Origin of the sequence: Ureibacillus sp. MALMAid1270 (genome assembly GCF_049202975.1) — a bacterium.
Lineage (GTDB): Bacteria > Bacillota > Bacilli > Bacillales_A > Planococcaceae > Ureibacillus.
Window position 1 is genome coordinate 20726 of record NZ_JBMIRP010000065.1, and the last position, 13910, is coordinate 34635.

Sequence of the window (13910 nt, forward strand, 5' to 3'; positions counted from 1 at the left end):
ATGCCAATTTTGAAAATTCAAGATGTCACAAAAGTATATGAAGGAAAAGTAACGCACCGAGCGATCAATCAGCTTAGCTTTGATGTGATGAAAGGTGAATTTCTAGCTGTCATGGGCCCTTCTGGGAGTGGTAAAACAACCTTATTAAATTTGATTTCTACAATTGATAAGCCAACGACAGGTGAAATTATTGTCAATGAAATTAGACCATCCAAATTAAATAAGCATGAATTGGCACTATTCCGAAGAAGAGAATTAGGCTTTGTCTTTCAAGATTTCAACTTGTTACCTATGTTAACTGTTGAGGAAAACATTGTCCTTCCACTTACATTAGACGGAAAACCAGTGTCATTGATGGAAGAACGTGTTCGCGAACTAGCTGAAAAATTAGATCTAACTTCATTTTTACAAAAGAAACCAAACGAAATCTCTGGAGGACAAGCTCAACGAACAGCCATTGCCAGAGCTTTAATCCATGAACCGACCTTGATTTTAGCAGATGAGCCTACAGGGAATTTGGACTCAAACAACTCCCGAGAAGTATTAGAGTTATTAAGTACGATCAATAAAGAAAAAAATGCAACGATTGTGATGGTAACCCATGATCCAATTGCAGCAAGCTACTGTGACCGCGTGTTATTTATTAAAGATGGAGAGTTTTTTAATGAAATTTATCGTGATGATCGTAGACAAACTTTCTTCCAAAGAATCTTAAATGTTCTTAGCTTACTAGGAGGGGGAAATGTAGGTGACCTTTCATCAATTCGCTTACCATAACGTCCTACGAAATGTTCGAATTTATGCTGCCTTTTTCTTAGCAAGTCTTTTTTCGGTTTTTGTATTTTTTATTTACTCCATGCTGATGTTTCATCCGGAGATTGAAAATGGTTTTTTAGGGAATGTCTCCATTGTCGGCATGATTATTGCTGAAATAATTTTAGTTTTGTTTTCATGGTTTTTTATTTTTTATTCCGTGAAGGCATTCTTAGAAGCTAGGTCAAAGGAATTTGCGATATTACTTCACTTAGGGATGGAAAGAAAACAGTTAAGCAAGCTAATTTTTTTAGAAACTTTATTACTTGGTACAGTTTCCATTGTAGTAGGTATTTTATTTGGTTATGCATTTTCCCGTTTTTTCTTTATGATCGTTCGGGAAATTTTAATTCTTGAAGAATTACCTCTTTATTTTTCTTGGGAACCATTCTTATTAACCATTACGGTTTATTTAAGTGCGTTTATCTTAATTTCGATTTTAAGCGTTTATGTGACACCCGAGAAAAATTTAATAGATCTTTTTAAAGGATATTCAGAGGTAAATGGAAACCACCAGTATTCTATTCCAAGGGCTATAATCGGAATGGTTTGTATCGTTATCGGCTATATTTTAGCTTTGCTTACCTCTCGAATGACAATGTATAGCTTTGGTATTGCGATCATTATTTTAATTACTATTGGTACGTATTTGTTTTTCTCAGATACGACTCATTTCATATTGGACCGAATAAGAAGTAAAAAGCATTTGTACTGGAAAAAGTATCGAATGTTGTCCGTCGCTGAACAATCGATGATTATGAAAAGTAATTCAAAGATGTTTTTTGTCGTGACAATGGTGACAGCACTTGCCTTTTTATGTGTTGGATTACTTGCAACTCTTTCATCTTACACATCCCAGTACGATAAGATGAACCCACTTGGACTAATTTATAAAGGGCATACAGATAATCCTTATGAATATAGTCATATTACTTCCATTATGAGGGAGTTGGAGGAAAAAGGTCTTTCCTATCACATGGCAAGTCTTGATGTAAGAAAACAAACATCCTCCTATACCCGTTATGAAGTAGAAGTGTTCAGTGAATCGGATATAAATAATTTACTTTTTTCATATGGCTATCCATTTGTCCGACTAGAGCAAGGAGAAGGGATGTTTATACCTTATTCTGAAGAGTCAATTAATCAATTAAACGACATAAACGTAGAGACAGTGTTGATTGAAAATAATGTGAACATAACAATCGACAAAGTGTATCCAAAGGTAATCTTTCCTAGTTCCATTATTAGTTTAAACTCGATCATTGTTAGTGATGAAGATTTTAGATTGTTAAAAAATCCCTATCACGGTGCCTCTTCTAATGAGGAGCCAGGTTATCATTTGTTCGCTTTTGATATACCACAATGGATTGAAACGAAGGATGTCGGACTTTCAATCGCATATCGAGTTTCTCAGGAATATTTAAAGGAAGAATATCGATTGCCCTTTTATTTTGAGAACGCTGGTTTAAATTTCTCGTTTCTCTTATCTACTTATTCACTATTTACACTAGTAGGACTTTTAGTAGCAGCTGTCTTTCTGTTAGCAGCAGGAAGCTTTATTTATTTTAAATTGCATACAAGTCTTGAATTAGAGAAGAAGAAATTTGATGTGTTGAAAAGAATGGGGTTAACGGACCAGGAATTGAAAAGATTAATCAATGCTTATTTAGTTCCACAGTTTTTTATTCCATTAGGGGTTGCATTACTTCATAGTCTCTTTGCTTTTGTAGCGCTACAAAATTTATTGAAACATATTGCCAATATCTCAATTGTAAAAGAATTGGTGTTAGCATTCGTATTTTTAGTCATCATTGAAGTGATTTATTTTTACTTAATTAGATGGCGTTATATTACACATGTTAGAGATTCGTAATTTTGAAAGGGAGATTTGACTGTTGAATTTAGTAGATCATGTTAGGCAATACGCGATAGACAATCCAGAAAAAACTGCCTATCACTTTCTGGGGCAAGACACTACCTATATAGAATTTGAGCGGAAAGTTGGAAATTTAAGCTACGCGCTAAAGGAAATTGGTATTGGGAAAGGTGACCAAGTAGCGTTTTTACTAGGGAATTCACCGGAGTTTTTACTTTCTTTATATGCCTGTATGAGAATTGGAGCAACTGCTGTACCAGTAAATCCAATTTATCAGTTAGATGAAATTGCCTACATTTTTAATAATGGGGATGTTCAAGCTGTCATTACACTGGGTACACTCCTCCCTATGTTAGATGATGGGAAGGATTTATTTCCAAAAGTAGATAAGTATATTGTTTGTGAAACGAAGAATGGAGATCAGTCGGTGTCATCTGAGCTACGGGGTAAGCTGTATAAGTTTTCAGAGTTACTTAAAGCAGCTGGTGAATTAGCACCGGTTGATATCAATGAAGAAGACACAGCGATTATTTTATATACTTCCGGCACAACGGGTTATCCGAAAGGTGCTGAACTATCTCACAGCAATCTTTATGCGAATGCGCGGGATGTTTCGCATTTTATGGGGTATAAAGCGGAAGATCGTGTCATTGCAACACTTCCTTTATTTCACGTGTTTGCCTTAACAGTTGTTGCGAATGCTCCTTTGTTCGTGGGAGGGACAGTATTAATCGCACCACGTTTTAGTCCAGGAGAGATATTCCAGTTGGCGAGAACGCAGAAAGCAAGTGTTTTTGCTGGTGTACCAACAATGTACAACTTTATGTATCAATATGCAGAAGGCACTGCTGAAGATTTTGCAACAGTAAGGTTAGCTATATCTGGTGGGGCACCGCTGCCAGCTCAAGTACTACATAATTTTGAAGGCAAGTTTCATGTACCGATATCAGAAGGATATGGGTTATCAGAAGCTTCACCTGTAACTTGCTTTAACCCTCAAGATCGAGTTCGAAAAGTAGGTTCAATCGGTACTTCGATTACAAATGTTGAAAATAAAATCGTCGATGACAACGGAAATGAATTACCTCCAAATGAAGTAGGAGAGTTAATCGTACGTGGGCCAAATGTGATGAAAGGGTACTACAAAAATGTTGGGGAAACCGTGAAAGCCATTCGTGATGGCTGGTTATACACTGGGGACTTAGCGAAGATGGATGAGGAAGGTTACTTCTATATTGTCGATCGTAAAAAAGATATGATCATTGTCGGAGGCTATAAAGTGTATCCACGCGAGGTTGAGGAAGTATTATATCAGCATGAAGCTATCCTTGAAGCGGCAGTTGTAGGTATTCCTGATGAAAACTTCGGTGAAGCCGTTTGTGCATACGTTGTTCTAAGAGATTCGGTTACGACCGAAGATGAATTAAAGGAATTTTGCTCACATCACCTAGCAAAATATAAAGTGCCAACTGAAGTAAGAATCGTGAGTAGCTTACCGAAGAATTCGACGGGGAAAATATTGCGCAGGAATTTGAAGAACGTGTAAGTTGGAGTCGGTTGTGGAGATTGTGTGTTGTTGTGGGGGCAGTATTTAGACAGGTTTTTGTGGGTTTTTGGAGATCGTTCTGAATGAGGGTAGTATTTAGACAAGTTTGATTAGATTTTCGGAAATCTGTCTAAATGCGGGCGTTATTTAGACAACTTTGATAGAATTTTAGGAATTCTGTCTAAATGCGGGCGTTATTTTGACAACTTTGATTGAATTTTAGGAATTCTGTCAAAATGCGGGCTTCATTTAGACAACTTTGGTAGGATTTTAGGAATTCTGTCAAAAAGTGGCCGTTATTTTGACAACTTTGATTGAATTTTAGGAATTCTGTCTAAATACAGGCGTTATTTAGACAACTCCGAATGCATTCACTGAATTCTGTCTAAATAGGGGCTTCATTTAGACAATTTCAAATGGATTCCCGGATTTCTGTCTAAATACAGGCTTCATTTAGACAACTATGAATGCATTCACGCAATTCTGTCTAAATACAGGCGTTATTTTGACAACTCTGAATGCATTCACTGAATTCTGTCTAAATAGGGGCTTTATTTAGACAACTTCAAATGGATTCCCGGATTTCTGTCTAAATTGGAGCTTAATTTTGACAACTCCGAATAGATTAAATGGAATTCTGTCTAAATAGGGGCTTCATTTAGACAACTTTGAATGCATTCACGCAATTCTGTCTAAATACAGGCGTTATTTTGACAACTCCGAATAGATTAAATGGAATTCTGTCTAAATAGGGGCCTCATTTAGACAATTTCAAATGGATTCCCGGATTTCTGTCTAAATACAGGCTTCATTTAGACAACTTTGAATGCATTCACGCAATTCTGTCTAAATACAGGCGTTATTTTGACAACTCCGAATGCATTCACTGAATTCTGTCTAAATAGGGGCCTCTTTTAGACAACTTCAAATGGAATCTAGGAATTCTGTCTAAATAGGGGCGTTATTTTGACAACTCCGAATGCATCCCCGAAATTCTGTCTAAATACAGGCGTTATTTAGACAACTCCGAATGCATCCCCAAAATTCTGTCTAAATAGAAACAATCTTGACAACTCCCACTTGATTCTCCGAATTCTGTCTAGATCATCCCTGCCAAAGTATCACCAAAGGGCTTTCTTACTGTTTTTATATTTTTTAGTAAAAATCATCATAATAGAATGATAAAATGAAAGTATTAACTTTCAAAGGTGGAATGGTAAATGAAAAGATTGTTAGGCCCTGAAGACTTATTTAAATTGAAGTCAGTATCAAACCCTCAAATCTCTCCAAATGGAGAAGAGGCTGTATTTATTCGAACAGAGATAGATGAAAAAGACAATAAATATTATGCACATTTATATCATTTACAGCTTTCAACGGGTGCCGTTGCTCAATGGACATTTGGAAAAGAGCGTATATCATCTCCGAAATGGTCTCCTGATGGCAAGCAATTAGCATTTCTCTCAAATCGTGAAGAAAAGAATCAATTATATATCATAAGTACAATCGGTGGAGAAGCAAAAAAAGTTACTTCATTGGATTCTGGAGTAAGCTCATTTTTATGGGATCCATCGGGGGATAAAATCTGGTTATCTAGTAAAATTAAAAGTGGTAAAAACTTTACAGATAAAACTGAGAAAGAAGAGAAGCCACTTCCTAAACCGTATGTTGTAGATGGAATGAAATACAAAATGGACGGGCTAGATGGTGCTGGGTTAGTTCAACAAGACTCATACTCACAAATAGCAGTTCTAAATCTTAAAGATGAATCATTTGAACAATTCACATCTGGCAATTATCAACATTCACTTCAAGCAATTTCACCAGATGGTAAAAAAATTATCGTAGGTGTGAATCGTGCTGAGAATTTAGATTTTGAGTTTAAAGCTCCTATATTATTAATTGACTTAGAAACAAAAGAAGAGACAATTGTAGTAGATCAAAATGGCTATTATGGAGGCGCAACATTCTCTTATGATGGTAGATTCATAGCCTATGCGGGAAGCGATCATACATTTAAAAATGCGACGCATGCAAATGTTCATGTCTATGATATTGAAGCGCAAACAACTGTTACAATAACGGAAAGTATAGATAGTCCTGTTGGGGATTATGCAGGTGGTGATACTCAACAAGGAGTTTCAGCACCAGCTGTTCAATGGACGGAAGCAAATGAACTATATTTCCAACTTTCGACGATGGGTGATGTTCGACTTTACTACGCAACATTAGAAGGTGCTGTCTACCCAGCTTCTCCTGAAGGGGAGCATATTTTTGATTATGCTGTTGCAAAAGATGGGAAGTTTGCTTTAATCGCTGTTTCGAATCCAGTATTCCCTGGTGAATTATTCTATTATGAAATAACAACTGGAGAAAGAAAGCAATTAACCCATTTCAATGACCAATTCATCCAAGAAGTAGAACTTGTTCAACCAACTGAAATATCTTATCTTGTTTCAGATGGGACTACGGTTTATGGTTGGTTAATGAAGCCAACAGGGTATGAAGAAGGGAAGAAATACCCATTAATTCTGGAGATTCATGGTGGTCCACATACGATGTATGCAAATACATTCTTCCATGAATTGCAATTGCTTGCTGCCAAAGGATACGGCGTTTTATATGTAAACCCACGTGGTAGTCATAGTTATAGTCAAACATTTGTGGATGCTGTGCGCGGTGATTATGGCGGTGGCGATTACACAGATATTATGGCTGGTGTTGACTATGTTATTAGTCAAAACGAATGGATCGATACTGATCGATTAGGTGTAACTGGTGGTAGTTACGGTGGATTTATGACAAATTGGATCGTCGGCCATACAAATCGCTTCAAAGCTGCTGTTACACAACGTAGTATTTCGAATTGGATTAGCTTCTTTGGCGTTTCTGATATCGGTTATTACTTTACAGATTGGCAAATTGGTAGTGATATGTTAGACCCTGAAAAACTGTGGCATCATTCACCATTGAAATATGCGAAAAATATTGAAACACCACTTTTAATATTACACAGTGAAAAGGATTTCCGTTGTCCAATTGAACAAGCCGAACAGTTATATATCACATTAAAATCGATGCATAAAGAAGTAGGTTTTGTCCGTTTCCCAGACAATAACCATAATTTATCTCGTACGGGTACACCAAATTTACGTATTGAGCGATTAAATCAAATCGTTCAATGGTTTGAAAAATATATTTAGAAATTACTAGATTTTATAGGATTGATCAAAAAATCTAGTAAAATAATTCTTTATGGATGGGTTCCATAGGAAAATACGAAAGTGAGTTTAGTTATGTCTTTTATTCAAGGGTTAATCGACTTCATTTTACATATTGACGAGCATCTTGTTGAAATAATTCAACAATTTGGTGGTTGGGCTTATGGAATTATCTTTTCCATCGTCTTTGTAGAAACTGGAGTCGTTATTATGCCATTCTTACCAGGAGATTCGTTATTATTTGCAAGTGGAGCCTTGTCAGCATTAGGTGCATTTAGTTTACCTGTATTGATTGTTGGCTTTTCAGCAGCAGCGATTATTGGTGATACAGTTAACTATCATATCGGAAATAAAGTAGGGTTAGCGATTAAACCAAATTCTCTTATTGGCCGATTTATTAGTGAAGAGCGCATGATTGCTGCTCAAAAGTTTTTCAATAAACATGGTGGAAAAACGATTGTTATTGCACGTTTCATGCCATTTATCAGAACATTTGTCCCATTTGTAGCTGGGGCAAGTCGAATGAATTATAAGTATTTCCTCGTTTATAACGTAATCGGTGGTGTACTATGGGTACTACTTTGTACATTAGCGGGGTATTTCTTCGGAAACATTCCAATTATTAAAGAAAATTTCTCTGTTGTTATTTTATTAATTATTTTTGTCTCTGTATTGCCTGCAATTTTCGGTGCATTGAAATCGAGAAAACGTTAAAATATTGGAGATTTAAAGAAAGAGGTTGCTAATATGACAAAAATGAACGTAGAAAGTTTTAACCTAGATCATACAAAAGTGGCTGCACCTTATGTTCGACTTGCAGGTGTGAAAGAAGGCGCGAATGGAGATGTTATTCGCAAATATGATATTCGCTTTAAACAACCAAATAAAGCATATATGGAAATGCCTGCACTTCACTCAATCGAACACTTAATGGCAGAAAACATTCGTAACCATACAGACCAAGTTGTAGATTTAAGTCCAATGGGTTGCCAAACAGGGTTTTATTTAACAATGATTAATCATGATGATTATGAAGATGTGTTGGCAATTTTAGAAAAAACATTACAAGATGTGTTGAATGCAACTGAAGTACCAGCTTGTAATGAAGTACAATGTGGTTGGGCTGCAAATCACAGCTTAGAAGGTGCACAAGAGCTTGCAAAAGAAATGCTAGCTAAACGTGACGAATGGGCAATTGTTTTTTCGTGAAAAACTATAATAAATAAAATGAAGGACACTTCGGGCGAAACCACTGAAGTGTCCTTTTTTTTATTTGGTGAAGTTTATTACGATTTATTGCCCCTTAAACACTGGCTTTCGTTTTTCTGAAAATGCATTTAATGCTTCAATTCGATCCTCTGTATGTAGTGTTAACTCGTATGCTTTTCTCTCAACTTGTAATCCAGTTTGTAGATCGACATTGCCTGCTTGCTTAACAGCAAATTTCGCCTGTTGGATAGCAATAGGGGCATTTCGAGTAATTGATTGAACAAATTCTTCCACAGTATTTTGTAATTCACCTGCGCTACAAACTTTTGTCATGATTCCATATTCTAATGCCTCTATAGCTGATATGTGCCTAGCAGTTAAAATAAGTTCTAATGCTTTCGCCTGTCCGATTAGTTTCGTTAACCTTTGTGTTCCACCTGCACCAGGAATAATTCCTAAACTTGTTTCGGTTAACCCCATTTTTGCGTGATCCGATGCGATTCGAAAATCACATGCCAGTGCAAGCTCAAGCCCACCACCAAATGCATATCCATTTAATATACAAATCGTTGGTTGAGGTAATTGTTCAATCATATTAAAGACTTGGCCAATTTTCGTTAAGTTTCTTTTGACCATAGAATCAGGTAAATGTTTTCTCTCTTTTAAATCAGCTCCAACTGAAAAAGCTTTATCACCTGCGCCTGTAATGACTACAGCTCGAACATCATGATGAATTAATATTGACTCGAGTGCAATTTCAAGCTCAACAAGAAGCTCATAGTTCAGTGCATTTAATACTTCAGGTCGATTTAATGTAATGGTAGCTACATGATCTTTTAATTCATAAACAACAGTTCCCAATTGCTGATACACCCCTTTTTTCCATCGTATGCTGATGAAGATGAGATATGTTTAGGTGTGTACTGAATTTTGAAAATCGGTTAATAATATTATTTCCATAAAAACATTTCTTCATGAATAAATCCAATACATTGTGAAGAAAATAAGATAACGAAATATGTTGCTACACCATTTTGTAATATTGTTTTCCTTAAGTTTTGCACTATTGTTAAAAGTATTTGAATACTTTTTGACAGAATCCTTAAAGATTTGTGAAATGATGGAAAACGGTTACATATGAGAGAAAAATTCTTTTATAATGGTTTAGTAGTAAAATTATTCTAATTGGAGGGAAAACAATGAAGAAATTTTGGTTTGCACTTGTACTTGGTTCAGTGTTAGTTCTTGCTGCTTGTGGTGGTAATGACGAAACTACTGATAACTCAGACACAATTGTGGATAATAACCAAGGTGCAACAGATAATACTGAAGATGATAATGATGCAACAGAAAATAACGGTGATACATCTGGTGATGATCCTGGCGAGGGAACAACAGATACTGAAACTGCTGATTCAGGTTCAATAGCAGCTGGTGAAAAAGTAGTACATAAAGCTTGTATTTCTTGTCACGGAGCGAATTTAGAAGGTAGGGGTAACTTCCCACCGTTAAATAATGTTGGTTCTCGTTTATCTCAAGAAGAAATTCTAAATATTATTGAAAACGGTAAAGGTGCAATGCCTGCCAATATAGTAACAGGTGAAGATGCAGAAAACGCTGCAGCTTACTTAGCTACACTTAAATAAGCCAAACATTTTATAATAAAAGCTGATCTAGAAGAGATTATTTCTAGATTGGCTTTTTATTTTTTTATTGAATGACACTGAATTGATTTCATTTCGTTCATAACGTGCTAAAATAATAACAGTATGTTAAATAAAGTAAAGGGTGTTAAATAATGATTCAAGTTACGACGAAAGATGTTATGGAAAAATTCAACTTAACATTAGTAAGTGGTAATGAAGGTATCGGTCGGTATATTACGACAAGTGATATTTCACGCCCAGGCCTTGAAATGGCTGGTTATTTTACACATTATCCAGCAAAACGTGTTCAGTTAATTGGTAAGACAGAGCTTTCATTTTTTGATATGTTACCAACTAATTTGAAAAAAGAACGCATGCATAGACTATGCTCTCAGGAAACACCCCTTATTGTCGTATCTCATGGTATGGCTGTTCCGGAAGAACTAATCGAAGCTTCCAACGAAAACCATGTCCCAGTCCTATCTACAACGATGAAAACAACAAGATTCTCAAGTAGATTAACGAATTTCCTAGAAAGTAAACTCGCTCCATATGTCGCTATGCATGGTGTTTTAGTCGATGTATATGGAATTGGTGTATTAATCATAGGAAAAAGCGGTGTAGGGAAAAGTGAGACTGCTTTAGAACTTATTAAAAAGGGACATCGTTTAGTAGCGGATGACTGTGTGGAAATTCGCCAAGAAGCAGAAGATTTATTAATGGGAAGTCCACCACCATTATTAGAACATCTATTGGAAATCCGAGGAATCGGTATTATAGATATTATGACACTTTTTGGTGCGAGTGCAGTGAGACCGAAAAAACGAATTACACTTATTGTAGAACTTGAAAACTGGGACCCAGATAAAGTTTATGATCGTCTTGGCCTAGATGAAGAAAAAATGAAAATCATTGATACTGACATTACGAAATTAACAATCCCAGTACAACCGGGAAGAAACGTTTCAGTTATTATCGAAGTTGCCGCAATGAACTACCGATTGAAAAAATTAGGAGTTAATGCAGCAGCAGAATTTTCAAGACGCTTAGATGAAGTGATTTCAGTTCAAGAAGAGTTTGATGATTATTAATGAAATATATCGCTCTTTTCAGAAGGGAGAAAACGGATGGATTTTTTATTAGGACTTAATCCAGTTGCATTCACAATTGGAAGTATTCCTGTACGTTGGTATGGGATATTAATTGCTTTAGGGATTGTATTAGCTTACATAGTTGGACAACATGAAGGTAAGAAAAGAGGTCTGCCTAAGGATTTCTTTGCAGATTTACTAATATGGGCAATCCCAATTTCAATCATCTGTGCTCGTATATATTACGTTGTAATGGAATGGGATTTCTACGGTGCAAATCCTGATAAAATCATTCAAATTTGGAATGGTGGTATCGCGATTCATGGTGCACTAATTGGAGCAATTGCTACAACATATGTATTTTGCCGTGTAAAAGGAATTAGTTTCTTAAAGGTTGCTGATATAGCGATTCCGAGTGTTTTAATTGGTCAGATAGTTGGTCGTTGGGGTAACTTTATGAACCAAGAAGCATACGGTGGCCCTGTTTCAGAAGAATTTTTACGTAGCTTAATGATTCCTGATTTTATTATTAATCAAATGTATATTAATGACCCGGTTTATGGATTATCACATTTCCATCCTACATTCTTATATGAATCATTGTGGAATGTTGTGGGGTTGATTATTTTATTAGTTCTAAGAAAAGTGAATCTTCAACGCGGTGAAATTTTCTTCACTTATTTAATTTGGTACGGAATTGGTCGTTTCTTTATCGAAGGAATGAGAACGGATAGTTTATATCTATTTGGTGAATTACGATCTGCACAAGTAGTTTCGATTCTAGGAATTATTATCGGTGTTACTTGCATTATTTATCGACGAGTAAAAGTTCGTCCTGTAGTACGATATAAAGATAAATAATAAACAAATTTCTGCGAATTGCTTTATTGGTGGTAATCGTTGGAAATAAAGGAGTAACAATTATGCTAAAAGCTTTATTATTTGATTTTGACGGAACTTTATTAAATACAAACGATTTAATCATCCAAACCTTTATGCATGTTTTAGAAGAAAGATTCCCAGGACAATACAAACCAGAAGATTGTTTACGTTTTATGGGCCCATCTTTAAAAGAAACATTTGAGGAATTAACGCCAAATGAAGTTGAAGAAATGACACAGAAGTATCGAAAATGGAACTTAGAACATCATGATGAACTTGTTTCAGAGTTTGATGGTGTGTTGGAAACATTAGAAGAACTTCGTGTTTTAGGTATTCGTATGGCTATCGTTTCAACTAAACGACGTGGCACAATTGAGCGCGGTCTCGATCTGATGAAGGCGAAACATTTCTTTGAATTTTGGATAGGTATTGAAGATGTGAAAAATGTTAAACCAGATCCAGAACCTGTACTGCTTGCACTTGAAAAACTAGGTGTTGGAAAAGAAGATGTGATCATGATTGGTGATAACTATCATGATATTGAAGCTGGCAAAAATGCTGGAGTGAAAACAGCAGGTGTAGCTTGGTCTATTAAGGGAGAAGAGTTTTTAAGAAAATATAATCCAGATTATATGCTTTCGCATATGTCTGATTTATTGTCGATCGTTAAGGAGTCATAGATTATGAGAAGGACTGAACGATATAAAGTTGAAGGGTCAAACTCATTATGGCAAATTTATAAAACCGTTTCATTTTGGAAAGTGGTCAAATGTTTTATTTTCGGACAAATTGGTCGAATTACACCTTTTATGAGCTGGAAAAATTGGATATACCGCACTTTCTTAAAAATGAAAATTGGAAAGAAAACGTCGATTGCATTAATGGTTATGCCAGACACGATGTTCCCGGAACGTATATCAATCGGCGACAATACGATCATTGGCTTTAACACAACGATTTTAGCCCACGAATATTTAATAGAAGAATACCGATTAGGCGATGTGAAAATTGGCAGCAACGTCATGATCGGTGCGAACTCCACTATTTTACCAGGGGTTGAAATTGGAGACGGTGCGATTGTGTCTGCCGCTACCTTAGTACATAAAGATGTACCTGCAGGATCCATGTGCGGGGGCAACCCAATGCGAATTATCTATACCGCTGAAGAAATGGCCGAACGGAAAAAGAATGATAACCCGATCTGGCATAATCGTTGACTTTGTGTTTATGAATGGCAATGGACGGAGTAACCACTCTGCATTAATTGCTTAAAAACTGATGAAAATGACACGTGCCATCATGATAAAACCCACTTTTTTAGTAGTGGGTTTTATTTTTTTGTGAAGAAATAGTGTAGTATACAGTTATGAGGAGAATTGAATGAATAGTTTGAAAGTGTTGAGGTTTTTGTTGAGTTGGAAGTTTAGTGGAGAGTTGGGTTAATGGACAATAGTGAGTGGGAATTTGGAGGAGTTGTCCAATAAAGTTGGGTTAATGGACAAAAGTGAAGTGAAATATTGCTGTAGTGTCCATAAGAGTGTTCTCGAAACCAATGTTAGTGCCCAAACGCGATAGAATTCTCCTTGAAAGGTAACAGAGAAGCTGTCTCAGTGCCCAAACGCGATA

12 protein-coding genes are annotated in these 13910 nt (G+C 36.0%); 11 read left to right on the forward strand and 1 reads right to left on the reverse strand.

Going from position 1 to position 13910, the window contains the following annotated elements; all coding sequences use genetic code 11:
* From ACOQFO_RS08705 to ACOQFO_RS08730, 6 genes are all read left to right on the forward strand, one after another.
* Nucleotides 1–777: an ABC transporter ATP-binding protein gene (locus ACOQFO_RS08705; RefSeq protein ID WP_421689293.1), complete on the forward strand. Its 777-nt coding sequence runs from the start codon at nt 1–3 to the stop codon at nt 775–777.
* Nucleotides 749–2686, forward strand: a complete 1938-nt coding sequence (locus tag ACOQFO_RS08710; RefSeq protein ID WP_421689294.1) for an FtsX-like permease family protein — start codon at nt 749–751, stop codon at nt 2684–2686. The genes ACOQFO_RS08705 and ACOQFO_RS08710 overlap by 29 nt, the downstream gene beginning before the upstream one ends.
* Before the next feature lie 22 nt (nt 2687–2708).
* The gene (locus ACOQFO_RS08715; protein WP_421689295.1) at nt 2709–4235 is read left to right on the forward strand and encodes a long-chain-fatty-acid--CoA ligase; all 1527 of its coding nucleotides are present in this window, start codon (nt 2709–2711) and stop codon (nt 4233–4235) included.
* Between the two features lie 1220 nt (nt 4236–5455).
* Nucleotides 5456–7438 (forward strand): S9 family peptidase, encoded by a 1983-nt coding sequence (locus ACOQFO_RS08720; RefSeq protein ID WP_421689296.1) that lies wholly within the window; start codon nt 5456–5458, stop codon nt 7436–7438.
* A 93-nt stretch (nt 7439–7531) separates the two neighbouring features.
* On the forward strand, nt 7532–8170 hold the full coding sequence (locus ACOQFO_RS08725) for a VTT domain-containing protein (RefSeq protein ID WP_421689321.1): 639 nt from the start codon (nt 7532–7534) through the stop codon (nt 8168–8170).
* A 33-nt stretch (nt 8171–8203) separates the two neighbouring features.
* Nucleotides 8204–8665 (forward strand): S-ribosylhomocysteine lyase, encoded by a 462-nt coding sequence (locus ACOQFO_RS08730; RefSeq protein WP_421689297.1) that lies wholly within the window; start codon nt 8204–8206, stop codon nt 8663–8665.
* 84 nt (nt 8666–8749) lie between these two features.
* On the opposite strand, the gene ACOQFO_RS08735 is transcribed toward ACOQFO_RS08730, so the two are convergent.
* On the reverse strand, nt 8750–9526 hold the full coding sequence (locus ACOQFO_RS08735; protein ID WP_421689298.1) for an enoyl-CoA hydratase-related protein: 777 nt from the start codon (nt 9524–9526) through the stop codon (nt 8750–8752).
* 338 nt (nt 9527–9864) lie between these two features.
* Between ACOQFO_RS08735 and ACOQFO_RS08740 the strand changes: the two genes are divergently transcribed.
* The 5 genes from ACOQFO_RS08740 to ACOQFO_RS08760 all read left to right on the forward strand — a co-directional run bounded on the left by ACOQFO_RS08740 (nt 9865) and on the right by ACOQFO_RS08760 (nt 13501).
* Nucleotides 9865–10311: a c-type cytochrome gene (locus ACOQFO_RS08740; protein WP_421689299.1), complete on the forward strand. Its 447-nt coding sequence runs from the start codon at nt 9865–9867 to the stop codon at nt 10309–10311.
* Nucleotides 10312–10463: 152 nt separating this feature from the next.
* Entirely contained in the window at nt 10464–11402 is a 939-nt protein-coding gene (hprK, locus tag ACOQFO_RS08745; RefSeq protein ID WP_421689300.1) for an HPr(Ser) kinase/phosphatase, read from the forward strand.
* Nucleotides 11403–11438: 36 nt separating this feature from the next.
* Nucleotides 11439–12263 carry a prolipoprotein diacylglyceryl transferase gene (gene lgt, locus ACOQFO_RS08750; RefSeq protein ID WP_421689301.1) on the forward strand — a complete coding sequence of 275 codons (825 nt, stop codon included), beginning with the start codon at nt 11439–11441 and terminating at the stop codon, nt 12261–12263.
* A gap of 59 nt (nt 12264–12322) precedes the next feature.
* Complete coding sequence (gene ppaX / locus ACOQFO_RS08755; protein WP_421689322.1) at nt 12323–12964, forward strand: pyrophosphatase PpaX; 642 nt, start codon at nt 12323–12325, stop codon at nt 12962–12964.
* A gap of 3 nt (nt 12965–12967) precedes the next feature.
* Entirely contained in the window at nt 12968–13501 is a 534-nt protein-coding gene (locus ACOQFO_RS08760) for an acyltransferase (RefSeq protein ID WP_421689302.1), read from the forward strand.
* Nucleotides 13502–13910 lie beyond the last annotated feature (409 nt).